A 24,179-nucleotide genomic window follows, 5' to 3' on the forward strand; every position below is an offset into this window, starting at 1 on the left:
GTTCGCGCCCCCGAAGGGGAGCGGGGCAGCTCTGTATCTTGCGGCTCCGCCGCGTGGGCGCGACCAGCCACGACGAGCCCGCAGTCGACGCACCGCACTTCCCACGGAGCACTCAGCTGCACGAACCGTTGCCGAGGGCGTTCAAGTGGCAGGTGAGGGTGGCGATGTCGGCGACACTCTCAGTCGAAGCGTTGGACTGCAGGTCGGTGACCGTGACGTGCGAGATCTCCCCGTTGCGGACCGTTCCGAGGTCGAGGGTGAGCGGGACGGTGTAGCCCTCGTTCCCGCCGTTGCCGGGTTCCGACGTACTCCCTTCACCCAGTTCCACTGCGGTGTCGAGTGCAACTGCGGTGAGGCGCTCCGTGGCCCCGGAGTCCGTGTTGATGAGCTGGCCCATTGGGTTATGAAACGGGCGCTCGGTGCATACGTACGCGCAGGGAGGCTGCCTCAGTCCTCTACTCGAACCACCGCAACCGCCCCAGTTCCTCACCCCGCGACGGATCCTCCAGCAACGCCGCCACCTCGAAGCGGCGCGCCCACGCGCCCGCCGACCAGGCCAGGCCCGCCGCCACGCCCTCCAGGGTGGCCGCGTGGAGGGTGCCGTCCGGGCCCAGGCGCCAGTCCAGTTCGACGCCGTCGACCAGCAGTTCCTCGTGCTCCACGTACGTCGCCGGGGCACCCGGCAGCAGTGACCGCAGTTCCTCCGGGACCTCGCGGGTCTCGCCCGTCCCCGGTTCCGCCGTCGCCACGACGAACTCGCCGAGGCGACGCACCTGGAGCAGGTCCGCCAGTTCCGCGGCCCAGGCCGGCGGCACCGGGAGCAGGGCGTGCCCGGACGCCAGGGGGAGCAGGTCGGGGGCGTCCGCGACCAGTGTCTCCGCCGCGTCCACGACGCGGACCTCGCCGTCGACAACGGCGCGCAACTCGTCGGGGAGGGTGACCTCCTCCGGGTCCATGGACGCCAACGCGCCGTACAAGCCGTGCAGTTGGGCAGCGGTCACCTCGCGCTCCGGGTCCGCCAGGCGGGCGAGGAGTTCCGCCGCGCCGCCGGGCTCGTCCAGCAGGGCCGCGACCGACGTGCGCACGCCCAGGGCGCGCAGCACCTGCTCGTCGGCGAGGCCCGCCGCGTCCGCGGCCTCGTACAGGCCTGCGAGCAGCGGGTCGCCGCCCTCCGCGCGCAGGCCGGCGGGGCGGCGGCCGTCCAGGACGGGGTGGCCGCGCAGCCACCACGCGGTGTACGGGCGTACGGACTCGGTCGTGCCGTCCGGCAGCAGGACGCGTACGGGCGCGGTCAGCGCGTCCCGCAGCGGCGGCTGTGCGAGCAGGGCGAGGGCCTGCGGCCAGGCGTCGTCGTCGACGAGGTCCAGGTCGCGCACGGCGATGATCTCGGTGGCGACGGGCGGCACGGAGGTGTCGGGGAGGCGGTCCAGCACGTCCTCGCACCACACGTCGACGGCGTCGAGGAGGCCCACGTCGTCTGGCTCGGCGAAGTCGCCGTCGCGAGGCTCCAGTTCGTCGGGGTCGAGGACGACGTCCGTGGCGCGCACGAGCGCGAAGGTGGCCAGCACGCCGACGGCGGTGAGGGGCTGTTCGCCCCACTGTCCGGCCAGTTCGGCGTCGCACGCGGCGAGTTCACCGGGACGGATGACCTGTTCGAACGGGCTGCCGGGGAGGACGAGTTCGCCTGCCGGTGCCAATTCGCCGTCCTCGTCGGGGAGGGCGAGGGCGGCGAGCCAGGGCTCGTCGCCGGGGGCGAGGTCCGCGTCGCGGACGAGGGTGAGGACGGTCTCGACCAGCGCGTCGGGGTCGAGGCCTTCCTCGTCCCAGATCTCGTCGGCGTCCAGGGACGCGGCGACCGCCGCCCGGATCTGGGGAGTCGTCAGGATCGCGCGCGGCGACGCCGGGGTCGCGCCCAGCTTCTCCAGCAGCGGGTGGGCCGCGTCGGGGTGGACGACCTTCAGACCGAGCCGGGACAGGCGCTGCGAGCCCGTCTCGTCCGCGAGCGGAAGCAGGACCTGGCGCGGGCCAACGGCCGTGCGCCCGTCGGCGAGCGGCACGGGCAGGCCGGTGAGCCGGTCCGGGTCGACGCCGGCGAGGCTCTCGTAGAGCCGCCACCACCACCCCGCCTCGCGCTCCACGCCCGCCAGCCGGTCGACGACCTCGCCCAGCGGCACGCGGGCCACACCGAGCGCACGCAGCTCCTGGCGGCGCTCCAGGCCCGCGGGCAGCAGGCTGGGGAACAGCTCGCCCAGGACGGCGACGGTCCCGGCGCCCGCGCCCTCCGCGATCTCGGCCTCCACGGGCCGCAGGGCGTGCGGCTCCTCCGTGGTCTCCCCCTCGTCCCCCTCCTCCGGCTCGCGGGCCGCGCCCGCGCTCGGCAGGAAGGCCACGCGGGGCAGCCGGTCCAGGATCCGGCGGCGCAGCTCGGCGTCCAGCGGGCTCGCCGCGAGCGGCGACGGTACGAGGTCGAGGGTGCCGGCGGAGACGGGGTGCCAGTCGGCGAGCAGCGCCGCGTAGGTCTCGGCGGCGCGCTCGGTGAGGAAGTCCGTGAGCGGGCCGGGGGCCGTGCGGCGGCGGGTGGGCTCCAGCGGGAAGCTCGCGATCAGCAGCGCGGGCAGGCCCAGGGGCTCGTCGGTGGGGGTCGGCGCGTGCAGCACGGGGGCCGTGCCGGGACGGACCGGGGCGCCGTCCGGACCGGCCGGGACGGCCCAGGTCAGGGACCAGGCGGGGCGCAGGCGTTCCTCGACGGGGCGGTCCGCGAGGAGGGCCGCGTCGAGCCGGCCCCCGGCGTGCTCCACGCGCCAGCGGGTGGCCGTGCCGCGGTCCGAGTCGTCGACCAGCACGTACGGGCCGTCCTGACCGCGCGTCAGGGTGCGGGTCCGCCCGTCCGGGGTCTCCACGGCCACCTCGGCCAGGCCGGGCAGGGCGAGCAGGAGCGCGTCGTCGACGTCCTTGAGCAGCCGCTCGGCGAGGTCCTCCGCGGCGCCGTCGCGCAGCGGCATGACCACGACCGTGTCGTAGCCCTCGGGAGCGGTGCCCTCGGCGGTCAGCGGCAGACGCAGCAGGGGGACGTGGCCGTCGCGGCGGCGGATCTCCTCGGCGAGCTCGGGGGTGTTCCCGGCGGCGGCCACGGCCAGGTCGTGCGCCTCCGACAGGGACCAGCGGACGCCGCCGGTACGGCTGATGACGGCGGGTTCGTCGGTGACGGAGAGGACGGCGGAGAAGCCGACGCCGAACCGGCCCACCGTTTCGTCGTCCCGCTTGGCCGAGGCGCGCAGGGTGGAGAGGGACTCCACGCCGGCCGCGTCCAGCGGGGCACCGGTGTTGGCCGCGGCCAGAACGGGCCGCTCGCCCGGACCGGCGGCGTGCAGCGTCAGGCGCAGACGGCCCGGCACGCCGGCCCGGGCGGCGGCGTCGGCCGCGTTCTGGGCGAGCTCCACCACGAGCCGGTCGCGGTAGCCGCCGAGGACCAGGTCCTCCTCGGCGTTGGCGTCCTCCCGGAACCGCGCGGGGGACGCGGCCCACGCGTCCAGCACTCCACGCCGCAGGCGCGCGGTGCCGAAGAGGTCGTCGGTCACGTCGGTGGTCTCCTAGCTGCTGAGCGGAACCGCGCCCCGAAAGGGGCGCGGGGAACTGCGCGAGCAACCACAGCCGGCCCGCAGCAAACGTGCGTCAGGAGTGCCCGAGGTCTTCCTCGGCCTCCGCGGCCTCCGGCCGCAACGGCATGAGGTCGACGAGCGTCTCGTCGATGACCGGCGGCGCCGGCCGCGGCGGCTTCGGCATGACGGCCGCCTCGGAGTGCCCGCCGCAGCCGTAGGACAGGGACACCACATGGCCGTCCGCAGGACCGAACTCGTTGCCGCAGACGCCGAACGCCTGGCCGAGCGATCCCCCGATGGGGATCAGGAAGCCGCAGCTGACGCAGGACGCGGGCGCCGCCTGCGCCATCGGGGTCTTCGCGCCGTGCGACTCGTCCCAGCGGTCGGCGGCCGTGTGCAGCCCGTAGCGGGACAGGACGCGGGCGCGGCGCATGCCGAGCTCCTCGGCCAGGGAGGCGATCGAGCCGCGCGCGGGCGTGGTCGGCTGCGCGGACGGCGGCCCGGCGGAGACCTCGGCGTCCTCGGCCTCGACCAGCTCGGTCATCTCCCGGGAGACGGCGGAGTTCGGCGGCGGCACGTCCTCACCGGTCCAGCCCGGCTCCAGGCGCAGGTCCTCCGCGTCGGTGGGCAGCAGGTCGCCGGGGCCCATGTCGCCGGGGCGCAGGCGCTCGCTCCACGGCACCCACTCGGGGGCCAGGAGGGCGTCGGGCCCGGGCAGCAGCACCGTCTCGTCGACGGTGACGGCCTTGGCGCGGGAGGCGCGGGCGACGGTGACGGCCCAGCGCCAGCCCCGGTAGCCGGGGTCCTCGCAGGCGAAGTAGTGCGTGACGACCCGGTCCCCGTCGGCGAGGGCCTCGACGTGCTCGCCGACCTTCCCGGGGAGCGCGGCCTCCTCGGCGGCCTCCCGGGCGAGTTCGACCGCCTCGGCGCACAGGCGGTCCGGGGTACGGCTTCGCATCGCAGCACTCACAAGAATCGATTCTCTCTTCCACGCCGTCTCACGAGTGCGCCTGCCGGACGACCGGGGCGGCGGACGGAGCGGACCGGGGGACCGCGTCGACGTCCGCGCCCGATCGGTTTCGAGCGCACCTGGTCCTCCCTATTCTGCGGGATCAGGACCCGGAGTGCGGCCAACCAAACGACCAGCGACGGCGCGCTGTGCACGCTACCCCGCAAAGCGGCTCGGGGGATACCCGGGCTCCACCCAGGGGGTGTCCGGCGGATCGCCCCGTCAGGGGCGCGGGGAACTGCGCGAGCAGCCACGACGCGCCCGCAGCCGACCGGGTGCCCCGGGGTGGTGCGTCGACTGCGGACCGGCCGTGGCCGGTCGCGCAGTTCCCCGCGCCCCTGACGGGGCGATCGAACCGGACGGGGCGCTCGAAAATCCCGTACGCCCCGTGAGCGGGCCGAAAGCACCGCGCCGGGTTCCGCTTGGGGCAGTATGGCGTGGTGGGAGCCATCCGCCGTACGGCCCGGGGCGCGGGCCGGGCGCTGCGCCGCCCGGTCGCCGGGACCGTGCGGGGCGTCCGGAAGGCCACGCATGCGCACGGCGCGGGCGAGTCGGGCCTCGCCAAGCTGATCGAGCTGCACGCGGTCAACTCCGCGGGCGACATGCTCATCACGGTGGCCCTGGCGTCGACGGTGTTCTTCTCGGTGCCCACGGACCAGGCCCGCGGGCGGGTCGCGCTGTACCTGGCGGTGACGATGGCACCGTTCACCCTGCTGGCCCCGGTGATCGGGCCACTGCTGGACCGGCTCCCGCACGGCCGCCGGGCGGCCATGGCGGGCGCGATGCTGACGCGCGCCGTGCTGGCCCTGATGATGTCCGGCGCTGTCGCGAGCGGCGGACTGGAGCTCTATCCGGCGGCCCTGGGCGTGCTGGTGGCGTCCAAGGCGTACGGGGTGGTGCGCTCGGCCGTGGTGCCCCGGCTGCTGCCGCCACGGATCTCCCTCGTCAAGGCGAACTCCCGGGTCACCCTCGGCGGGCTGCTGGCCACGGGACTGGCGGCCCCGCTCGGCGCGGGGCTGCACCAGCTGGGGCCGGCCTGGCCGCTGTACGGGGCGTGCGCCGTCTTCGCGTGCGGCACGTACCTCTCGCTCTCGCTCCCGCCCAAGGTCGACTCCGCGAAGGGCGAGGCCCGGGCCATGCTCGTCGCGCCCGAGCACCAGCGGCGCCCGTCGCGGCGGACGAAGCCGGGGCTGCGCACGGTCGGCAGCTCCGTGCTGCACGGGCTGCAGGCCAACGGGGCGCTGCGGATGCTGTCCGGGTTCCTCACGTTCTTCCTGGCGTTCCTGCTGCGCGTCCACCCGCTGGGCGGGCTGGGCCCGGCCGTCTCGCTGGGCATCGTGGCCGTGGCGGCGGGCACGGGCAACGCCCTGGGGACGGCCGTCGGGGCGCTGCTGCGCTCGCGCGGCCCGGAGAAGACGATCGCCGCGGTGCTGACGGCCGCGCTGGGCATGACGGTGGCGACGGCCGTGCTCTACAACCCGTTCTTCGTGGTGGCCGTGGCCGCCGTGGCCGGGATCTCGCAGGCGCTGGGCAAGCAGTCGCTGGACTCGCTGATCCAGCGGGACGTGCCGGAGCAGGTGCGCACCTCCGCGTTCGCCCGCTCCGAGACGCTGCTGCAGATGTGCTGGGTGGTGGGCGGCGGCATCGGGATCCTGCTGCCGCTCAACGGCGTGGTGGGCATGTCGGTCGCGTCCGCGTTCCTGGCCCTGGGCGCCGCCACAGCCGTACGGGGCCTGCTGACGGCGGCCCGGCGCGGCTCGCCGCACCCGCGCGTGGCCTGACCGGGGCGGCCCGATAGCCTGCCCCCCATGACCGCTGCCATTTTCCAGGGAAGGCGCCGCCGCGCCGCTGCCGCTGCCGGCGTCGTGGCCCTCGGGCTCGTCGCCCTCTCCGCCTGCGACAAGCCGACGCCGCTGGCGACGGTGACCGTCGGCTCCACCACGGTGACCTCCGAGGCCGCCTGCTACGAGGGCGGCGACGCGATCGCCAACGACAAGCTGCCCGCGTGCTTCAAGTCCGAGGGCAAGACCGTCAAGGCGTCCATGGAGGACAAGGTCCGCTTCGGCGTCGACCCGAAGATCGCCGACGAGGGCTGGACGCTCTTCATCAACGGCCAGCCGGCCGAGCAGGAGCCGAACAAGAAGACCTTCCGGACCATCCCGGCCAGCGCCTTCTTCTCCTCCGGCCAGGGCGCCATGGTGAAGAACACCCAGGTCAGCATTGTCGAGGCGAGCTCCGGCAAGGCGCTCGGCATCTGGAACTTCACGCTCGAGAAGACCTCCTGACGACCCCTCCCATGCGCGTTCTGGTCGTCACCGCCGTGGCCGCCGAGGCGGACGCGGTCGTCCGCGCCCTGGCGGCGGAGCCCCTGGAGGTCTCCGTGCCGGGCGCGGTGCTGCGCCGGGCGGACGCCCCGTCCGTGGCCGTCGACGTGCTGGCGGCGGGGGTCGGCCCCGCCGCGGCCGCCGCTGCGGGCGCGTCCGCGCTGGCCGCCGCCGCGGCCGCCGGTGACCCGTACGGCCTGGTGGTTTCGGCCGGGATCGGCGGCGGCTTCGCACCGGGCGCCCCGGTGGCGTCCCTCGTCGTCTCCGACGCGATCGTGGCCGCCGACCTGGGCGCCGAGACCGCCGACGGCTTCGTGCCCGTCACCGACCTGGGCTTCGGCGCCGTCGAGCACCTGCCGCCCCCGGCCCTGGTGGCCGCCGTGGCCGAGGCCACGGGCGCCGCGCGCGGTGCGGTGCTCACCGTGTCGACCGTGACCGGCTCCGCCGGGCGGGCCGCCGGGCTGACGGACCGGCACCCCCAGGCGCTGGCCGAGGCCATGGAGGGCTTCGGCGTCGCCGAGGCGGCGGCCGCGCACGGCGTGCCCGCCCTGGAGGTCCGCGCGATCTCCAACCCCGTCGGCCCGCGCGACCGTGCCGCCTGGCGCATCGGCGACGCGCTGGCCGCGCTCACGGACGCCTTCCGGGCGTTCCCGTTCGACCGGCTTCCGGCCGTCCTCCAGGAAAGGACCGTCTCCCCGTGACCGAGATGACCGAGCCGATCCGCATCGCGTACTCGCCCTGCCCCAACGACACCTTCGTCTTCGACGCCTGGGCCCACGGCCGCGTCCCCGGGGCGCCCGCCCTGGACGTCACCTTCGCGGACATCGACATCACGAACGGCATGGCCGAGCGCGGCGAGCTCGACGTGCTCAAGGTGTCGTACGCGGTCCTGCCCTGGGTGCTGGACGAGTACGCGCTGCTGCCCTGCGGCGGCGCGCTGGGCCGCGGCTGCGGCCCGCTGGTGCTCACCCGGGAGCCCGGGAAGCCCGCGGACCTGACCGGGAAGACGGTCGCGGTGCCGAGCGAGCGTTCCACCGCGTACCTGCTGTTCCGCCTGTGGGCGGCCGCCGAGGTGCCGGGCGGCGTCGGCGAGGTCGTCGTGCTGCCGTTCCACGAGATCATGCCCGCGGTGCGCGACGGCAAGGTGGACGCGGGCCTGGTGATCCACGAGGCCCGCTTCACGTACCGGGACTACGGTCTGGCCTGCCTCGCCGACATGGGCCAGCACTGGGAGGACACCACCGGGCTGCCCATCCCGCTCGGCGCGATCATCGCCAAGCGCTCGCTGGGCGAGGAGATGCTGCAGCGGCTGGCGGACGCGGCCAAGGCCTCCGTGCTCATGGCCTGGGACGACCCGGAGGCCTCCCGGCCGTACGTGCTCGCGCACGCGCAGGAGATGGACCCGGCCGTGACGGACCAGCACATCGGGCTCTACGTCAACGAGTTCACCGCCGGCCTCGGGGAGTCCGGCTATGCCGCGGTGCGCGGGCTGCTGACCCGCGCGGCGGCCGAGGGACTGGTGCCGCCCCTCGGCCCGGGCGCACTGGAGTTCGCCCCGAAGGCCTGACCCGGCCCCGTCGGACGGCTAGACGTCCAGCTGGTCGGCCACGGCGCGCAGCATGCCCGCGATCTTGCCGCCGTGCGCCTTGTCGGGGTAGCGGCCGCGCTCCAGCTGCTGCGTGACGTTCTCCAGGAGGGTCGTCAGGTCCTGGACGATCGAGGCCAGTTCGTCGGGCTTGCGGCGCTGGGCGGCCGCGACCGAGGGCGTCGGGTCGAGCAGGGTCACCGACAGCGCCTGGTCACCACGCTGGCCCGCGACGACGCCGAACTCCACACGCTGGCCCGGCTTGAGGGCCTCGACCCCGTCGGGGAGCACCGAGGAGTGGACGAAGACGTCTCCGCCGTCGTCGCGGGAGAGAAAGCCGAAGCCCTTCTCGCTGTTGAACCACTTGACCTTGCCGGTAGGCACGTCTGTCCTCGTCCTCGTGTCTCGTCGGAATTACGGAAACTTCAGCAATCAACAGAAAAACAGCTCTGGATAGCACTACAGCGGGCCGCAAGACCCGCCACCCCAAGGCTAATGGTCCCGCGCCCGGTGACAAGACGTCCCCGGGCCGTACCTCTGCGCGTCCGCTCCCGTCCCCGTCCATCCGGCCGTCACCCCACCGGTCAGGGATCTACCCTGGTCAGGTGAGCAACGAAACGCCCCGAGCCGGGGATCTGCTGGTACGCACCGGTGCCGTCGTGTTCCTCGTCGGCGCAGTGGCCACCCTGGCCACGGTGGCCCCGCTGTTCCTCGGCGCCGATCCGCTGCCGCCCGTCGCGTACTTCGTGTGCATGCTGATGGGCGCCGGCTTCCTGATCGCCGCGGCCGGAGTGCTGCGCTCGGTGGCCGAACAGCGGCGTCAGGCGCGCGAGGCCGCGTCGGGGACGGCACCCGCCCGGTAGCGGCGCAGCCAGGCGGGGAAGCCGGTGAGGTCCGGCAGGACCACGTCCGCGCCCTCCGCGCGCAGTTCGGCCGCGTCGCACGGCCCCGTGGCCACCGCCACCGACAGCGCACCGGCCGTCCGCGCACCGCGCACGTCGCCGACGTGGTCGCCCACGTAGACGCTCGCCCCGTGCTCGCGCAGGGCGGTCGCCTTGCCCTCCGCCCACAGGCCGGCGCACAGTTCGTCGGGCTCGATGCCCAGGTGCTCCAGGTGCAGGCGGGCGTTGGTCGCGTACTTGGCCGTGACGACGATCGCCCGCCCGCCCGACTCCTGCACCGCGGCGACGGACTCGCGGGCGCCCGGCAGCGCGGGCGAGGGCTCGATGCCGTGGGCGGGATAGGAGGACAGGTAGATCTCCTCGGCCTCCGGCACCTCGTCCGCGGGGAACCAGTTGGCCAGCTCCCAGGTCAGCGGCGGACCGATCCTGCTGACGACCAGGTCGACGTCGATGGACCGGCCGGTGGCCGCGGCCAGCGCCTCGTACGTGGCCCGGATGCCCGGGCGGGAGTCGACCAGGGTGAGGTCCAGGTCGAAGCCGACGGTGAACGGGGTTTCCGGCTGCGGGGTTTCGGGCTGCGGGGTCATGCTCCACATTGTGCTGCCGCCCCACTTGTCCCGGTCGTCGCAGTCGTCCCCGTCATCCTGCTCATCCCGGCCGCCTCGCCCGCCACAGCACGAACGCGGCCGAGGCCACCGCCGCCACCCGCACCACCACGGGCCACGTCGACGACAGGGCGCCCGCCATCGCCCCCTGCGGTATCGGTTCTCCCCACCGCCCGTCCATGCGGCCCCACAGCCACACCACGCCCCCGGCCACCACCAGCCCCGGCACCCCCATGACCGCCCACTTCGACTCGGTCTGGGTCAGCCGCCGCGTCACGTACGCCAGCCCCCACCCGGCAACCAGCACCAGCAGGTTCCCCAGCACCGCGCCGGCGACCAGCAGCACCGCGACCAGCACCAGCAGCGGGCTCATCGGCACCGTCCCGCCCGCGCCCCGGCCCCGGACCCGACCCCGGCGCCGACGCAGGCGGGCGAGGCCGCGGGCCGGGGTCTCCTCGGCCTCGACGGCCTCCCCCTGACCCGAAACCTGGCCCGGAACCTGGCCCGGAACCTGATCCTGCGGCTCCTTCTGCACGGGCTGCACAGGCACTGTCGCAGGCGCCCCGGGCGCGCCCGGCGGCTTGAGCATGTCCGGGATCTCGATCCCGCCCACGAAACCGTGCACCGCGTCCCCGGCCGTGAACGGACCCGGCTCCACCCGCCACCAGTCGGGGCTGCCGCCGGAACCCAGCTCCTCCTCCGTCGCCAGGTGCGGCGGCCGCGCCGCCCCCGGCGGCGTCCGCTGCGCCGGCACCTTCCCGGCCGTCTCCCCCGGCCGGCCCGCCGCCCCGGCGACCGCCTCCGACGGCGTCCCCAGCCCGTCGAGGATCCGCTGCACGGCGGCCGGCGTCTCCGCGCCCTCCACCGCCCTGCGCTGCTCGATCTCGGTGCGCAGCCGGGAGACCAGCCGCATCCGCTCGCCGGAGGTGAGCGACTTCCGCTGAGCCAGGTCCCCGACCCTGCTCAGGTAGTCGTACACAAGCTGATCACTCTCGATCCCCACCCGACCGACGGTACCGCCTCCCTCCCGCCCCCGGACCGGGAACGGACACCGCGCACCTCTCCCGGCGGAGCCGTTGCGCCGGGCACCGGAACGAAGCCACGGCGACCCGGTACCGTAAGCAGAATGACCACTTCGCGGGAGACCGGCGCCCCGCGCACCCTCGCCGAGGAACTGCGCACCCGTCCCGACGACGCCCTGGCCGCCCTCCTGCGCGCCCGGCCCGACCTGCTGAACCCGGTGCCCGGCGACCTCACCCAGCTCGCCACCCGCGCCGCCACCCGGGCCTCGGTCGTCCGCGCCCTGGACCGCCTGGACCGCTTCGCCCTCCAGGTCGCCGAGGCGCTCGCGGCGGCCCCGGACCCGTGCCCGTACCCGGTCCTGGAAAACCTGATGACCGGCGACGAGCCGGAAGACCCCCGCATCGCCGACGCCCTCCCCCGCGCCGTCGCCGCCCTGCGCGACCAGGCCCTCGTCTGGGGCGGCGAGGACCGGCTGCGCCTCGTCCGCACCGTCCGCGAACTGCTCGCGCCCAGCGCCTCGCGCCCCTCGCCCACCGGCCTGGGCCCCACCGTCGCCGAGGCCACCGCCGGGATGTCCCCCGGCAGGATGCAGCAGATCATCGCCACCGCGGGGCTGCCCGCCACCCACGACCCGGTGACCGCCGTCGCCGCCCTGACCGCCCTCTTCGAGGACCGCACGCGCATGGCGGAGCTCCTCGCCGCGGCCCCCGAGGAGGCCCGCGCCGTCCTCGGCAAGCTGCTGTGGGGCCCGCCCTACGGCACCGTCACCTCCGACCCCGCCCCGCACCTGCGCTGGCTGCTCGACCGCGGGCTGCTCCTGCCGACCGCACCCGGCAGCGTCGTCCTCCCCCGCGAGGCCGCCCTGCACCTGCGCGCCGGCCGCGCCCACCGCACCCCCGAACCCGCCGCCCCCGCGCTGGAACCCGTCACCGCCCACGCGGAACGGCTCGCCGACGCCACCGCCGCCGGGCAGGCGTTCACCGCCCTCGCCACCGTCGAGGAACTGCTGCAGACCTGGGAGACCGACGGCCCCCTCGTCCTGCGCGCGGGCGGCCTGAGCGTACGGGACCTCAAGCGCACCGCCACCGCCCTGGACACCACGGAGACCGCGGCCGCCTTCTGGACCGAACTCGCCCACGCCGCCGGACTGCTGGCCTCCGACGGCGACGTCGACGAGCGCTACGCCCCCACCCCCGCCTCCGACGACTGGCTCGCCCTGCCCGCCGAGCAGCGCTGGGCGCACCTGGCCGGCGCCTGGCTCGCCGCCACCCGCACCCCCGGCCTCGTCGGCGACAAGGACGCCAAGGGCCGCACCCTCGCCGCCCTCGGCCCGGACCTGGACCGCTCCCCCGCCCCCGAGGTGCGCCGCCGCGTCCTGGAGCTCCTCGCCTCGCTGCCCGCCGGGGCGTCCGTCTCCCCCGACGCCCTCCTCGCCCGGCTGCAGTGGGAACGCCCGCCGCGCACCGCCACCGACGACCTGCGCGCCCGGCTGGCCCAGTGGGCCCTGGACGAGGCCGAGCTGCTCGGCGTCACCGGCCGCGGCGCCCTCTCCGCCCACGGCCGCGCCCTCCTCGACGGCTCCGAGGCGACGGCCGCCCAGCGGCTCGCGCCGCTGCTCCCCGAACCGTTGGACCACGTCCTCCTCCAGGCCGACCTCACGGCCGTCGCCCCCGGCCCGCTCCGCCGGCCCCTCGCCCACATGCTGGGCGTCCTCGCCGACATCGAGTCCAAGGGCGGCGCCACCGTCTACCGCTTCACCCCGGAGTCGGTGCGCCGCGCCCTGGACGCGGGCCGGACCGCCGGGGACGTCCTCGCCTTCCTGCGCGAGCACTCGCGCACCCCCGTGCCGCAGCCCCTCGCCTACCTCGTCGAGGACGTGGCCCGCCGGCACGGCCGGCTCCGCGTCGGCGCGGCCTCCTCCTACCTGCGCTGCGACGACGAGGCCGTGCTCGCCGAACTCCTCGCCGACCGCCGCTCCGCCCCGCTGCGCCTGCGCCGCCTCGCCCCCACCGTGCTGGCCGCCCAGGCCGCGCCCGACGCCCTCCTGGAGGGCCTGCGCGCCATGGGCTACGCGCCCGCGGCGGAGTCCGCCGAGGGCGACGTGCTGATCACCCGCGCCGACGTCCACCGCACCCCGCCGCGCACCGCCCCGGCCCCCGTGCCCGAGGGCCCGCCGGTCCCCGACGCGACCCTCCTCGGCGCCGCCGTCCGCGCCATCCGCGCCGGGGACATGGCGGCCACCGCCGAACGCAAACCCCTCGCCGCCCCGGCCCCCGCGGACGGCGGCCTCCCCCGCACCACCTCCGCCGAGACCCTCGCCACCATGCAGGCCGCCGTCCTCACCGGCGCCGCCGTCTGGATCGGCTACGTCAACGCCGAGGGCGCCGCCAGCCAGCGCGTGATCGCCCCGGTCCGGGTGGAGGGCGGCTTCGTCACGGCGTACGACCACACGGCGGACGAGGTGCGGACGTATCCGCTGCACCGGATCACCGGCGTGGCCGAGCTGGCGGACGACCACGCGTAGTGCGGGCGTGCGGCCTGCACGGGCCGCACGCCGAACCGTCAGCGCCCCTGCCGGACCAGCGCCCCCGGATCCAGCTCGACCGGGAACGGCTTCTCGACCAGCGTCTTGCGCCCGGCCTCGGCCACGCCCCGCTCCGCGTAACGGCCGTTCTCCAGCTCGGAGACGATCAGCGCGGGCCGGGGCTCCAGCTCCAGCCGCCACAGGTGCTCGATACCCGCCTCCGCGTAGTACGGCGGCTTGAGCAGCCGGTCGGTACGGCGCCCGGACGACGACGGCGAGACGATCTCCACTACGAGCAGCACGGCCTCGGCATCAAAGGTGACCGGATCCTCGGCGGCAGCGGCGGCGTCCACCACGGCGATGTCCGGGATGAACAGCCCGTCGGGCAGCACCACGTTGACGGCCGTCAGCACCTCGACCGGAGCCCCCGCCGCCTCGGCGGCCGCGTCCAGCAGGTGCCGCAACCGAGATGACGCCCGCTGGTGCTTGGTCCCCGGAGCCGGTGACAGCAAGAGCGCTTCCCCCACCAGTTCACGACGTTGCCCGCGGTCCTCTCCCAGAGCCAGGACCTCCTCTATCGTCCAGGGCCCGTAGTGGGGATCGTGCGCAACGCTCATCACGCCACCTCCTTCGCAGAAGCTGTCGCCATCAGTGTGGCGCCCACCACCGACACCGGCCCGGGTTCTCCGCTCCCGTCCGCGATCTCGAACGCGCAGCAGCAGCGATGCGGCACACTTGAAGTTTGGCCGTCCGGAAAGGTGCTCCCGTGAATTCAGGCCCTCTGATCGTCCAGAGCGACAAGACCCTGCTGTTGGAGGTCGACCACGAGCAGGCCGAGGCCTGCCGCCGGGCCATCGCCTCCTTCGCGGAGCTGGAGCGTGCCCCCGAGCACATCCACACCTACCGGATCACCCCGCTCGGCCTGTGGAACGCCCGGGCCGCCGGGCACGACGCCGAACAGGTCGTCGACGCCCTCGTCACCCACTCCCGCTACCCCGTGCCGCACGCGCTGCTCGTCGACATCGCCGAGACCATGGACCGGTACGGGCGGCTGAGGCTGCTCAAGCACCCCACGCACGGGCTGGTGCTGGAGACGACCGACCGGCCGGTGCTGGAGGAGATCCTCCGCTCGAAGAAGATCCAGCCGCTCGTGGGCGCCCGCATCGACCCCGACACCGTCGCCGTGCACCCCTCCGAGCGCGGGCAGATCAAGCAGTCGCTGCTCAAGCTGGGCTGGCCCGCCGAGGACCTCGCCGGGTACGTGGACGGCGAGGCGCACCCCATCGAGCTGCGCGAGGACGGGTGGGCGCTGCGTCCCTACCAGCGGCAGGCCGTCGACGGGTTCTGGCACGGCGGGTCGGGTGTCGTCGTGCTCCCGTGCGGCGCAGGCAAGACGCTGGTCGGCGCGGGCGCCATGGCCGAGGCCAAGGCCACCACGCTGATCCTGGTCACCAACACCGTCTCCGCGCGGCAGTGGAAGCACGAGCTGGTGAAGCGGACGTCGCTGACCGAGGACGAGATCGGCGAGTACAGCGGGACGCGGAAGGAGATCCGCCCGGTCACCATCGCCACCTACCAGGTGCTGACCACCAAGCGGAAGGGGATCTATCCCCACCTGGAGCTGTTCGACTCCCGCGACTGGGGACTCGTCGTCTACGACGAGGTGCACCTGCTGCCCGCACCGGTCTTCAAGTTCACCGCCGACCTGCAGGCCCGGCGCCGGCTCGGGCTCACGGCCACGCTGGTGCGCGAGGACGGGCGCGAGTCGGACGTGTTCTCGCTCATCGGGCCGAAGCGGTTCGACGCTCCGTGGAAGGAGATCGAGGCCCAGGGGTACATCGCCCCCGCGGACTGTGTCGAGGTGCGCGTCAATCTGACGGACTCCGAGCGGCTCGCCTACGCGACCGCCGAGACCGAGGAGAAGTACCGCTTCTGTGCCACCACCGCGACCAAGCGCAAGGTCACCGAGGCGCTCGTGCGCCGGCACCGCGGTGAGCAGACCCTGGTCATCGGCCAGTACATCGACCAGCTGGACGAGCTGGGCGAGCACCTGGACGCCCCCGTGATCAAGGGCGAGACCAGCAACGCCCAGCGCGAGAAGCTCTTCGACGCCTTCCGGGAGGGCGAGTTGAGCGTGCTCGTCGTCTCCAAGGTCGCCAACTTCTCCATCGACCTGCCCGAGGCGACGGTCGCCATCCAGGTCTCGGGAACGTTCGGCTCCCGCCAGGAGGAGGCGCAGCGGCTCGGCCGCGTGCTGCGGCCGAAGGCGGACGGGCACGAGGCCCGCTTCTACTCGGTCGTCGCCCGCGACACCGTCGACCAGGACTTCGCGGCGCACCGCCAGCGGTTCCTGGCCGAGCAGGGGTACGCGTACCGGATCGTGGATGCGGATGCGCTGCTTGCGGAGGGGGCGGACGAGGAGATCGTCTGACGCCGTCCGGCGTCCTGCGTTCTGGCGTTCTGGCGTTCTGCCTCAGGCGCGGCGCTTGTCCGCGTACTGGCCGAGGACGGCTACGTCCACTGCCGCACCCGCGAACGCCTTGATCGCGCGGAGAGCGGTGGAGAACGCCGACGAGGCGCTCGGGGCCGGGGTCATGGATGCGGTGGTCATGTCCTCCATGGTTCCGCCCCGGCGGCCTCCTTACATCGGCCTGCCGGTGTAAACGCGGACGGGCCGGCCTCCGACCCCAGGCGCATGGCGTCCCCTACGCAAGGTGGAGGGCGCCCCTGAGGGGTTCCGGGGTTCGGTTCGCGTTCGGTTCGGGTGCGGTGCGAAATTCGTTCGCGCCCGGGTGGGCCGTTCACTAAAATCTCCCCCCTTTCCCTTGCCGTATGTACTGGAGGCCTCGCTGTGTCCGCACCGTCCGTCGATCCTCTGGAGCGCGAGCGGACCCATCTCGCCTCGTCCCGCTCGGCATTGCGGGCCATGCGGGCCGACGTCGAAGCGCTCGACATCAAGGACGTCACCGCGAACTGGGTCAACGCCGCCGTCCTTGAGCGCCAGATCGAGGACCGCATCACCGCGCTCGCCGACCTCGCCGACACGCCGCTGTTCTTCGGCCGCCTCGACTATCTGCACGCCCCCGGTGCGGACCGCGCCGAGGGCGCGGAAGGGGAGCAGTTCTACATCGGGCGGCGGCACGTGCACGACGCCGACGGCGACCCCATGGTCATCGACTGGCGCGCACCCGTGTCCCAGCCGTTCTACCGGGCCTCGAAGAAGGAGCCGATGGACGTGCGCCTGCGGCGCCGCTTCGGCTACACCGGCGGCGAGTTGACCGCCTACGAGGACGAGGACCTGACCGACGCGGCGGGGGACGGCAGCGCGAGCAAGCTGCTCCAGGCCGAGATCGAGCGGCCGCGCGTCGGCCCCATGCGCGACATCGTCGCCACCATCCAGCCCGAGCAGGACGAGATCGTGCGCGCCGGCATCGGCGGCACCGTGTGCGTGCAGGGCGCCCCCGGCACCGGGAAGACGGCCGTCGGGCTGCACCGGGTCGCCTATCTGTTGTACGCACATCGTGAGCGGCTGGCGCGGACCGGGACCCTGGTCATCGGGCCCAACCGGTCGTTCCTGCAGTACATCGAGCAAGTGCTCCCCGCCCTCGGCGAGTTGAACGTGGGACAGGCCACCGTTGACGACCTCGTCGGCGGGCGCGTCGAGGTGCGGGGCGTCGACTCCGCCGCGGCGCGCTCGTCAAGGGCGATGCGCGCATGGCGGAAGTTCTGCGGCGCGCCGTGCGGGCCGGGGTGACGATGCCCGTCGAGCCCGTCGTGGTCGTGCGCGGGTCGCGACGGTGGCGGGTCCCCGCCTACGAGGTCGAGGAGATGGTGCGGGAGCTCCTGGACCGCGACATCCGTTACGGCGCCGCGCGGGAGGCCCTGCCGCAGCGGATCGCCCACGCGGTGCTGCTGCGCATGGAGGCCGCGGGCGAGGCGCCCGACGACCGGGTGCAGGACGCGGTCGCGCGGAACGCGGCGGTCAAGGCCGCCGTCAAGGAGCTGTGGCCGGTGGTGGATCCGGCGAAGCTGGTGCTGCAGCTGCTGTCCGATGCGGGGTTCCTTGCGGAGCATGCGGAGGGCTTGCTGACGGAGGAGGAGCAGGCGCTTGTTCTTTGGGCCAAGCCCGCGCGGAGTGTGAAGACTGCCAAGTGGTCTGCCGCTGATGCCGTGTTGGTCGATGAGGCCGCTGATCTTGTGGCGCGGACGGCTTCGCTCGGGCACGTGGTGCTTGATGAGGCCCAGGATCTTTCGCCCATGCAGTACCGGGCCGTCGGGCGACGCTGCACGACCGGGTCCGCGACCGTGCTGGGGGACATCGCACAGGGGACTACGCCCTGGGCCACTCCTAGTTGGGGTGAGGCGCTGGTTCATCTGGGGAAGCCCGAAGCTGTTGTCGAGGAGTTGACGCAGGGGTTCCGGGTGCCTCGGGAGGTCATCGCGTACGCGTCGCGGCTGCTGCCGTCGATCGCGCCGGAGCTGTCGGAGGCGACGTCGGTGCGGGAGGCCGCGGGGGACTTCGCGGTGCGGGAGGTTCCGGCGGCGGAGCTGGACGCGGCGGTGGTGGCGGCGTGCGGGGCCGCGCTGCGGCGGGAGGGGTCGATCGGGCTGATTGCGGCGGATGCGCGGATCGCTGCGCTGGGGGTGTTGCTGGACGAGGCGGGGTTGGCCTACCTCGCCCCGGGTGAGGAGACGAGTGCTGAGGCGCGGCTGACGTTGGTGCCGGCGTCGCTGGCCAAGGGGCTGGAGTACGACTACGTGGTTCTGGACGAGCCTGCCGCGGTGGTGGCCGGTGAGCCGGATGAGCGGACCGGGCTGCGGCGGTTGTACGTCGCACTGACGCGTGCGGTCTCCGGGCTGACCGTGATCCACGCGGAACCGTTGCCGGTGGCGCTGGGTCGGGGGCGGGGCGGGAGCGGGGCGGACCCTTCCGGGGACTGAACTTTTTGTGACGGTCCGTTCCGCGTGAGGGTGCCCCGAACCATCGCCACAAAAAGTCTTTACGTCCCTCTCCAGGGTCCACCCCGCTCCCGCCCCGCCCCCTCACGTCCGTACGACGCCGACGGCAGCCCGCCCCCACGAGAAACCTCGCCCATGGCGTGTCCTTTACGGGTGGACGGGAGGGCGTACTCACGCGCCGGAGGCGCGTGCAACCACCCACCGGCGGTCAGCCGGAGACGGCCTCGCGCCAGACCCGCACCGCCCCCGCGTCCACGGGCGAAGCCCACCCGGCCGGGCGGGCCGCGCTGCCGATGTGGAAGGCGGCGACCCCCGCCGCCCTCAGCACGGGTACGTGCTTGAGCTTGAGGCCGCCCCCGGCCATGATCTGCGGTTCGTACCCCGGGTCGTTTCCGCGGGCCGCCTCCGCTACGAGCGTCGTCAGGCCGTCGTCCACACCCGACGCCGACCCGGCGGTCAGGTACGTGTCCAGCCCCGGCTGGTCGGCCAGCTGCTTGCGCACCGCGTCGCGGTCCGCCGCGCGGTCCACCGCCCGGTGGAACGTCCACCGGGCCCTCGGGCCGATCGCGTCCACCAGGGCGGCCACCGCCGCCAGGTCGGCCCGGCCGTCGTCCGTCAGGAAGCCGAGGACGAACTCCTCCGCCCCCTCGGCGCGCAGCGCCCGCGCGTCCGCGCAGAGCGCCTCCAGCGCCCCCGCGCCGCCGGCCGAGAAGCCGTCCGACGCGCGGAGCATCACCCTCACCGGGATGTCCACCGCGGCCCGTACGGCCGCGAACGTGGCCGGGGGCGGGGTCAGGCCGTCCGCAGCCATGTCGGTGACCAGTTCGAGGCGGTCCGCCCCGCCGGCCTGCGCCGCCACCGCGTCCCCGGCGTCGAGCGCGATCACCTCAAGAATTGGTCTAGACATGTACGCAAGCCTGCCACATTCGGCACGTGCACCGGAAGCAGGCCTCCCGCGTGGCCCACAATTGGCCCATGAGCGGCGAGCTGCGTGACCAGTGGGTGCAGACCGTGGACCGTGTGCGGGGTGGGGTCGGGCCCGACCCCGGGCCGTACGCCGACGATCTTCTCGCCCGTTGGGGCGAGCCACAGCGGCATTACCACACCGTCGCTCATCTCGACGCGGTGCTGCGGCACCTTGACGATCTCGCCGAGTACGCCGACGACATCGACACCGTCCGGCTCGCCGCCTGGTTCCACGACGTCGTCTACCGGCCCGACCGGTCCGAGAACGAAGAGCGCAGTGCACATCTTGCCGGGCTGGCGCTGGCCGAGTTGGGTGTTGACGATGCCCGTACGGCCGAAGTCGTGCGTCTTGTGCGGCTCACCGTCACGCACGATCCCGCCCCCGGCGACCGCAACGGCGAAGTGCTCTGCGATGCGGACCTGGCCGTGCTCGGCGGGCCGCCCTCCGCCTATGCCGCCTATGCCGCCGAGGTGCGGCAGGAGTACGGCTTCGTGCCGGATGCGGATTTCCGGGCGGGGCGTGCCGCCGTGCTCCGGGAGTTGCTGGATCTTCCCGTGCTCTTCCGCACCCCGCTCGGGCACGAGCGGTGGGAGCGGACCGCCCGGCACAATCTCCGCGGGGAGCTCGACCTGCTCACCCTGTGAGCGGCGGATGCTTGCGGCGCCTCAGGCCCGCTCCCGTCATCCTGCTCACCAGTTCCTTGCTGCTCACCTCGATCGCGCCCAGCCGCACCGCCTCCGGGTACGTCCCCTCCGGCACGTCGTAGTGATCGCCGTCGAACGCCCTCGGCGGCATCCCCAGGCGTGCCGCGAAGGCGTGCAGCTCCTCGAAGCTGACGTCGCTCACGAGGTGGGACCACATCCGGCCGTGCCCCGGCCAGTTGGGCGGGTCGATGTACAGCACTACCGCCGCCGCACCGAGTTCAGCGATCCCACAGGGGCCACGAGCACCGCCTGCTTGGTGCACGCCCAGTGCGGGTCCGGGCCCAGCTCCGGCTCGACCTCCAGCGCGTGCAGGTCGCCCGACTCCGTGCACACCGGGCACAGCGGCCAGCGGCCGTACTTGTCCAGGAGTGCGTCCTGGACGTCCTGGGCCACGAGCCCGGGCAGGAACTCCGCGCCCTCCGGCCACTGCTCGACCCACCAGCGGCGCTGCGCCACCGCATCCTCCACGAGCGAGACGACGTCCGCCTCGGCCACGTCCCCCGCCGCCAGGTCCGCGAGGACGAGCGCCCGCGCCGTGTGCAGTGCCTGTTCGAGCTCCATGAGTGCCATTGTCCGGGAGCGGGAGGGTTGACTGCGCGCCGACTCGAAAATAGCTTTCGAAAAGTGGACCGGAATGTGAAGGAAACTGCCCCACGGACGCCTTCGCCCGGTGCTCTCGCGGCCAAGGTCCGGACCCTGATCCCCTCCATGACCCGCTCCATGCAGCGCGTGGCGGAGGCGCTGGCCGCCGATCCCGCGGCGGCCGCCGCCCTCACCGTCACCGGCCTGGCCGAGCGCACCGGCACCAGCGAGGCCACCGTCGTGCGCACCGCCCGGCTGCTCGGCTATCCCGGCTACCGTGACCTGCGGCTCGCCCTCGCCGCCCTGGCCGCCGATCAGGCCGCGGGCCGCGCCCCGGCCGTCACCGCCGACATCGCGGTGGACGACCCGATGGCGAGCGTCGTCGCCAAGCTCGCCCAGGAGGAGACCCGCTGCCTGGCCGACACCGCGGCCGGCCTGGACACCGCCCAGCTGGAGTCCGCGGTGGCCGCCCTCGCCGCCGCCCGCCGCATCGACGTGTACGGGATAGGCGCCTCCAACCTCGTCGGCCAGGACCTGGTGCAGAAACTGCTGCGCATCGGGCTGATCGCACACGCCCCCGCGGATCCCCATCTGGCCGTCACCAACGCCGTGCAGCTGCGCTCCGGCGACGTCGCCGTCGCGATCACCCACTCGGGCCGCACCACCGACGTGATCGAGCCGCTGCGGGTCGCCTTCGAGAACGGCGCCACCACCGTCGCCGTCACCGGCCGCCCGCAGGGCGAGATCGCCCAGTACGCCGATCACGTGCTCACCACGTCCTCCGCACGGGAGAGCGAGCTGCGCCCCGCGGCCATGTCGAGCCGCACCAGCCAGCTCCTCGTGGTGGACTGCCTGTTCATCGGCGTCGCCCAGCGCACGTACGACGCCGCGGCACCGGCCCTGTCCGCCTCGTACGAGGCCCTGGCCCACCGCCACTCCCCCCGGACCGTCCCCCGCTGACCATCGGAACCCCTGACAGGAACCCCCCAGGAAAAGAGCCTCCTCATCATGACGTCGCCCGCCGCTTCCGCCGCCCTGCGCGCCCAGCTGGCATCGCTCACGACCGAGGCGTTCCGCCCCGATCTCGCGGAGATCGACCGGCTGCCGACCGACGCCATCGCGAAGATCATGAACGCCGAGGACGCCGGCGTCGCGGCCGCCGTCGCCGAGCGGCTCCCGGAGATCGCCGCGGCCATCGACGCGACCGCCGCCCGGATGGCCCGCGGCGGACGGCTCGTCTACGCCGGCGCCGGCACGGCGGGCCGGCTCGGGGTGCTGGACGCCAGCGAGTGCCCGCCCACCTTCAACACCGACCCGGCCCGGGTCGTCGGCCTCGTCGCGGGCGGACCCGACGCCCTGGTGACGGCCGTCGAAGGAGCGGAGGACCGTGCGGAACTGGCGGCGGACGACCTGGACCGGCTCGGCATCGGCGCCGGCGACACCGTCGTCGGGATCTCCGCATCCGGCCGCACGCCCTACGCGGTCGGCGCCGTCGCCCACGCCCGCGCCGCCGGCGCGCTCACCATCGGGCTCTCCTGCAACGCCCGTTCCGCACTGGGCGCCGCCGCCGAGCATCCGATCGAGGTCGTCGTCGGGCCCGAACTCCTCACCGGCTCCACCCGGTTGAAGGCCGGCACGGCACAGAAGCTCGTCCTCAACATGCTCTCGACGATCACCATGATCCGCCTCGGCAAGACCTACGGAAACCTGATGGTCGACGTCCGCGCCTCCAACGAGAAGCTGCACGCCCGCTCGCGCCGCATCGTCGCGCTCGCCACGGGCGCCGCGGACGCGGAGATCGAGCAGGCCCTGCACGCGACGGACGGCGAGGTGAAGAACGCGATCCTCGTCCTCCTCGGCGGCGTCGACGGCCCCACGGCCGCCCGGCTGCTGCAGGAGTCGGACGGCCATCTGCGCGCGGCCCTGGACACGGCCCGGGGCTGACATGGACGCCACCGACCTCCTCCCTCTTCTCGGCGGGCCCGGCAACATCCGTTCCGTCGCCGCCTGCATGACCCGTCTGCGGGTCGAGCTGCACGACCGGACCTCGGTACGGGACGGTGAACTGCGCGCCTTGACAGGAGTTTTGGGGCTCGTCGAGGACGCCGACGCCCTCCAGGTCGTCCTGGGCCCGGGCACCGTGGCCCGGGTGACCGCGGAGCTGGAACGGCTGCTCGACCCCCTCGCCACCCGCGGCGCCGCCCTCAAGGCGGCTCAACAGGCCCGCAACGCCACGCCGTTCAAGACCTTCCTGCGCCGCATCGGCCAGATCTTCATCCCGCTCGTTCCCGCCCTCATCGGCTGCGGCCTGGTCGCCGGCCTGGCCGGGGTGCTGGCCGACCTGCACCTGCTGCCCACGCTCGTACCGGCCCTGTCGGCCGTCGCGGGCGGGTTCATGGCACTGCTTGCGGTCTTCGTCGGGCACGGCACGGCACGGGAGTTCGGCGGCACCCCCGTGCTGGGCGGGGCGGTGGCGGCCGTCGTCGTCCACCCGGGCGTGACGCACGTGCACGCCTTCGGCCTGACGCTCGCACCGGGCCAGGGCGGGGTCCTGGGTGCCATGGGCGCGGCGCTGCTGGCGGTGCGGGTGGAGAAGACGTGTCGCAGGGTGCTGCCCTCGGCGCTGGACGTGCTGCTCACCCCGGCGCTCACGGTCCTGCTGCCCGGGCTGGTGACGCTCTACGGGCTGATGTACGCGGCCGGTGAAGTCTCCGCCGCGATCGGCCGGTTCACGCACGTGCTGCTGGCGGACGGCGGCGCCGCGGCGGGCTTCGTGCTGGGCGGGCTGTTCCTGCCGCTGGTGATGCTGGGCCTGCACCAGGCGCTGATCCCGGTGCACACCACGCTGATCGCGGAGCAGGGCTCGACGGTCCTGCTGCCCCTCCTCGCCATGGCGGGCGCGGGCCAGGTCGGGGCGGCGCTCGCGCTCTACGTCCGGCTGGCGCGCAACGGCCGGGTGCGCAGCACCATCAGGTCGGCGCTGCCCGCGGGGCTCGTGGGCATCGGGGAGCCGCTGATCTACGGGGTGTCGCTGCCCCTGGGCCGCCCGTTCGTCACGGCCTGCGTGGGCGGCGCGTTCGGCGGCGGTTTCGTGGGCCTGCTCGGCCAGTTGGGCAGCACGGTCGGCGCAACGGCCATCGGCCCGTCCGGCTGGGCCCTGTTCCCCCTGCTGAAGGGCAGCCACGGCCCGGCCGAGGCAGTGGCGGTCTACGGCACGGGACTGCTGGTGGGGTACGCGACGGGTTTCGCGGCCACGTACGTCTTCGGCCTGAGCCGCGAGGCACTCGCGGAACTGAATACGCCGAGGGCGGCTCAGCCTCGGCCGGAACGCCCGAAGGCGGTACCCCCTGAGCAGGGGGTACCGCCTTCTGCTGGACTGTAGCTGCTCCCGGTCAC

The 24,179-nt window shown here is 74.1% G+C and carries 22 protein-coding genes and 1 pseudogene; 12 read left to right on the top strand and 11 right to left on the bottom strand.

Features of this window, described 5'->3' with window-relative positions; all coding sequences use genetic code 11:
• Positions 1-112: 112 nt before the first annotated feature.
• The 3 genes from ACMATS_RS15835 to ACMATS_RS15845 form a co-directional block, all read right to left on the bottom strand.
• Positions 113-397, bottom strand: coding sequence for a hypothetical protein (locus ACMATS_RS15835; protein ID WP_414168243.1), 285 nt, complete (start codon positions 395-397; stop codon positions 113-115).
• A 58-nt stretch (positions 398-455) separates the two neighbouring features.
• Positions 456-3,578 carry a sacsin N-terminal ATP-binding-like domain-containing protein gene (locus ACMATS_RS15840; RefSeq protein ID WP_414168244.1) on the bottom strand — a complete coding sequence of 1,041 codons (3,123 nt, stop codon included), beginning with the start codon at positions 3,576-3,578 and terminating at the stop codon, positions 456-458.
• Positions 3,579-3,672: 94 nt separating this feature from the next.
• On the bottom strand, positions 3,673-4,557 hold the full coding sequence (locus tag ACMATS_RS15845) for a DUF3027 domain-containing protein (RefSeq protein ID WP_390780396.1): 885 nt from the start codon (positions 4,555-4,557) through the stop codon (positions 3,673-3,675).
• A 491-nt stretch (positions 4,558-5,048) separates the two neighbouring features.
• Here ACMATS_RS15845 and ACMATS_RS15850 point away from each other — a divergent pair, with 491 nt between their 5' ends.
• From ACMATS_RS15850 to ACMATS_RS15865, 4 genes are read left to right on the top strand one after another with little or no spacing between them, the layout of a single operon-like run.
• Positions 5,049-6,389: an MFS transporter gene (locus ACMATS_RS15850; protein WP_390780395.1), complete on the top strand. Its 1,341-nt coding sequence runs from the start codon at positions 5,049-5,051 to the stop codon at positions 6,387-6,389.
• 27 nt (positions 6,390-6,416) lie between these two features.
• Entirely contained in the window at positions 6,417-6,893 is a 477-nt protein-coding gene (locus ACMATS_RS15855) for a DUF2771 domain-containing protein (protein ID WP_171079033.1), read from the top strand.
• 11 nt (positions 6,894-6,904) lie between these two features.
• Positions 6,905-7,633: a futalosine hydrolase gene (locus tag ACMATS_RS15860; RefSeq protein ID WP_414168245.1), complete on the top strand. Its 729-nt coding sequence runs from the start codon at positions 6,905-6,907 to the stop codon at positions 7,631-7,633.
• A gap of 5 nt (positions 7,634-7,638) precedes the next feature.
• Complete coding sequence (locus ACMATS_RS15865; protein ID WP_391154095.1) at positions 7,639-8,499, top strand: 1,4-dihydroxy-6-naphthoate synthase; 861 nt, start codon at positions 7,639-7,641, stop codon at positions 8,497-8,499.
• 18 nt (positions 8,500-8,517) lie between these two features.
• Here the strand turns inward: ACMATS_RS15865 and ACMATS_RS15870 are convergent, their stop codons facing one another.
• A complete protein-coding gene (locus ACMATS_RS15870) occupies positions 8,518-8,901 on the bottom strand; it encodes a cold-shock protein (RefSeq protein ID WP_390780393.1) in 384 nt (127 codons plus the stop codon).
• A gap of 221 nt (positions 8,902-9,122) precedes the next feature.
• Here ACMATS_RS15870 and ACMATS_RS15875 point away from each other — a divergent pair, with 221 nt between their 5' ends.
• Positions 9,123-9,380, top strand: coding sequence for a hypothetical protein (locus ACMATS_RS15875; RefSeq protein ID WP_390780392.1), 258 nt, complete (start codon positions 9,123-9,125; stop codon positions 9,378-9,380).
• Here ACMATS_RS15875 and ACMATS_RS15880 read toward each other — a convergent pair.
• Positions 9,338-10,015 carry an HAD family hydrolase gene (locus tag ACMATS_RS15880; RefSeq protein WP_390780391.1) on the bottom strand — a complete coding sequence of 226 codons (678 nt, stop codon included), beginning with the start codon at positions 10,013-10,015 and terminating at the stop codon, positions 9,338-9,340. The two genes, ACMATS_RS15875 and ACMATS_RS15880, sit on opposite strands and share 43 nt — an antisense overlap.
• A gap of 52 nt (positions 10,016-10,067) precedes the next feature.
• Complete coding sequence (locus ACMATS_RS15885; RefSeq protein WP_414168246.1) at positions 10,068-11,027, bottom strand: hypothetical protein; 960 nt, start codon at positions 11,025-11,027, stop codon at positions 10,068-10,070.
• 123 nt (positions 11,028-11,150) lie between these two features.
• On the opposite strand from ACMATS_RS15885, the gene ACMATS_RS15890 reads away from it, so the two are divergent.
• Positions 11,151-13,571: a helicase-associated domain-containing protein gene (locus ACMATS_RS15890; protein ID WP_414168247.1), complete on the top strand. Its 2,421-nt coding sequence runs from the start codon at positions 11,151-11,153 to the stop codon at positions 13,569-13,571.
• A gap of 38 nt (positions 13,572-13,609) precedes the next feature.
• On the opposite strand, the gene ACMATS_RS15895 is transcribed toward ACMATS_RS15890, so the two are convergent.
• A complete protein-coding gene (locus ACMATS_RS15895) occupies positions 13,610-14,188 on the bottom strand; it encodes a Uma2 family endonuclease (protein ID WP_414168248.1) in 579 nt (192 codons plus the stop codon).
• A gap of 149 nt (positions 14,189-14,337) precedes the next feature.
• On the opposite strand from ACMATS_RS15895, the gene ACMATS_RS15900 reads away from it, so the two are divergent.
• Positions 14,338-16,002, top strand: coding sequence for a DNA repair helicase XPB (locus ACMATS_RS15900; RefSeq protein ID WP_390780387.1), 1,665 nt, complete (start codon positions 14,338-14,340; stop codon positions 16,000-16,002).
• Positions 16,003-16,044: 42 nt separating this feature from the next.
• Here the strand turns inward: ACMATS_RS15900 and ACMATS_RS15905 are convergent, their stop codons facing one another.
• Positions 16,045-16,182 (bottom strand): hypothetical protein, encoded by a 138-nt coding sequence (locus ACMATS_RS15905; protein WP_414168249.1) that lies wholly within the window; start codon positions 16,180-16,182, stop codon positions 16,045-16,047.
• A 315-nt stretch (positions 16,183-16,497) separates the two neighbouring features.
• On the opposite strand from ACMATS_RS15905, the pseudogene ACMATS_RS15910 reads away from it, so the two are divergent.
• Positions 16,498-18,512 (top strand): annotated as a pseudogene (locus ACMATS_RS15910) (HelD family protein).
• Positions 18,513-18,738: 226 nt separating this feature from the next.
• Here the strand turns inward: ACMATS_RS15910 and ACMATS_RS15915 are convergent.
• Positions 18,739-19,437, bottom strand: coding sequence for a copper homeostasis protein CutC (locus tag ACMATS_RS15915; RefSeq protein WP_390780384.1), 699 nt, complete (start codon positions 19,435-19,437; stop codon positions 18,739-18,741).
• Positions 19,438-19,505: 68 nt separating this feature from the next.
• Between ACMATS_RS15915 and ACMATS_RS15920 the strand changes: the two genes are divergently transcribed.
• Complete coding sequence (locus ACMATS_RS15920; RefSeq protein WP_390780383.1) at positions 19,506-20,141, top strand: hypothetical protein; 636 nt, start codon at positions 19,506-19,508, stop codon at positions 20,139-20,141.
• Here ACMATS_RS15920 and ACMATS_RS15925 read toward each other — a convergent pair.
• Together ACMATS_RS15925 and ACMATS_RS15930 are read right to left on the bottom strand one after the other, a co-directional pair.
• Positions 20,131-20,427 carry a DUF4031 domain-containing protein gene (locus ACMATS_RS15925; protein WP_390780510.1) on the bottom strand — a complete coding sequence of 99 codons (297 nt, stop codon included), beginning with the start codon at positions 20,425-20,427 and terminating at the stop codon, positions 20,131-20,133. The two genes, ACMATS_RS15920 and ACMATS_RS15925, sit on opposite strands and share 11 nt — an antisense overlap.
• A complete protein-coding gene (locus ACMATS_RS15930) occupies positions 20,400-20,771 on the bottom strand; it encodes a hypothetical protein (protein WP_390780382.1) in 372 nt (123 codons plus the stop codon). Before ACMATS_RS15930 ends, ACMATS_RS15925 begins: the two co-directional genes overlap by 28 nt.
• A 54-nt stretch (positions 20,772-20,825) precedes the next feature.
• On the opposite strand from ACMATS_RS15930, the gene ACMATS_RS15935 reads away from it, so the two are divergent.
• From ACMATS_RS15935 to ACMATS_RS15945, 3 genes are read left to right on the top strand one after another with little or no spacing between them, the layout of a single operon-like run.
• Entirely contained in the window at positions 20,826-21,743 is a 918-nt protein-coding gene (locus tag ACMATS_RS15935) for a MurR/RpiR family transcriptional regulator (protein WP_390780381.1), read from the top strand.
• Positions 21,744-21,791: 48 nt separating this feature from the next.
• Complete coding sequence (gene murQ, locus ACMATS_RS15940; protein ID WP_390780380.1) at positions 21,792-22,727, top strand: N-acetylmuramic acid 6-phosphate etherase; 936 nt, start codon at positions 21,792-21,794, stop codon at positions 22,725-22,727.
• A gap of 1 nt (position 22,728) precedes the next feature.
• Positions 22,729-24,165 (top strand): PTS transporter subunit EIIC, encoded by a 1,437-nt coding sequence (locus ACMATS_RS15945; protein WP_414168250.1) that lies wholly within the window; start codon positions 22,729-22,731, stop codon positions 24,163-24,165.
• Positions 24,166-24,179 lie beyond the last annotated feature (14 nt).

Origin of the sequence: Streptoverticillium reticulum (assembly GCF_047456005.1) — a bacterium.
In the GTDB taxonomy this organism is placed as follows: domain Bacteria; phylum Actinomycetota; class Actinomycetes; order Streptomycetales; family Streptomycetaceae; genus Streptomyces; species Streptomyces reticulum.

Excerpts from the sequence above, each read along its gene's own strand:
- ACMATS_RS15920 (WP_390780383.1), top strand. The coding sequence starts at position 19,506 with ATGAGCGGCGAGCTGCGTGACCAGTGGGTGCAGACCGTGGACCGTGTG.
- ACMATS_RS15945 (WP_414168250.1), top strand. The coding sequence starts at position 22,729 with ATGGACGCCACCGACCTCCTCCCTCTTCTCGGCGGGCCCGGCAACATC.
- ACMATS_RS15855 (WP_171079033.1), top strand. The coding sequence starts at position 6,417 with ATGACCGCTGCCATTTTCCAGGGAAGGCGCCGCCGCGCCGCTGCCGCT.
- ACMATS_RS15895 (WP_414168248.1), bottom strand. The coding sequence starts at position 14,188 with ATGAGCGTTGCGCACGATCCCCACTACGGGCCCTGGACGATAGAGGAG.
- ACMATS_RS15905 (WP_414168249.1), bottom strand. The coding sequence starts at position 16,182 with ATGACCACCGCATCCATGACCCCGGCCCCGAGCGCCTCGTCGGCGTTC.
- ACMATS_RS15835 (WP_414168243.1), bottom strand. The coding sequence starts at position 397 with ATGGGCCAGCTCATCAACACGGACTCCGGGGCCACGGAGCGCCTCACC.
- ACMATS_RS15845 (WP_390780396.1), bottom strand. The coding sequence starts at position 4,557 with ATGCGAAGCCGTACCCCGGACCGCCTGTGCGCCGAGGCGGTCGAACTC.
- ACMATS_RS15915 (WP_390780384.1), bottom strand. The coding sequence starts at position 19,437 with ATGTCTAGACCAATTCTTGAGGTGATCGCGCTCGACGCCGGGGACGCG.
- ACMATS_RS15930 (WP_390780382.1), bottom strand. The coding sequence starts at position 20,771 with ATGGCACTCATGGAGCTCGAACAGGCACTGCACACGGCGCGGGCGCTC.
- ACMATS_RS15880 (WP_390780391.1), bottom strand. The coding sequence starts at position 10,015 with ATGTGGAGCATGACCCCGCAGCCCGAAACCCCGCAGCCGGAAACCCCG.
- ACMATS_RS15860 (WP_414168245.1), top strand. The coding sequence starts at position 6,905 with ATGCGCGTTCTGGTCGTCACCGCCGTGGCCGCCGAGGCGGACGCGGTC.
- ACMATS_RS15865 (WP_391154095.1), top strand. The coding sequence starts at position 7,639 with ATGACCGAGCCGATCCGCATCGCGTACTCGCCCTGCCCCAACGACACC.
- murQ (WP_390780380.1), top strand. The coding sequence starts at position 21,792 with ATGACGTCGCCCGCCGCTTCCGCCGCCCTGCGCGCCCAGCTGGCATCG.
- ACMATS_RS15890 (WP_414168247.1), top strand. The coding sequence starts at position 11,151 with ATGACCACTTCGCGGGAGACCGGCGCCCCGCGCACCCTCGCCGAGGAA.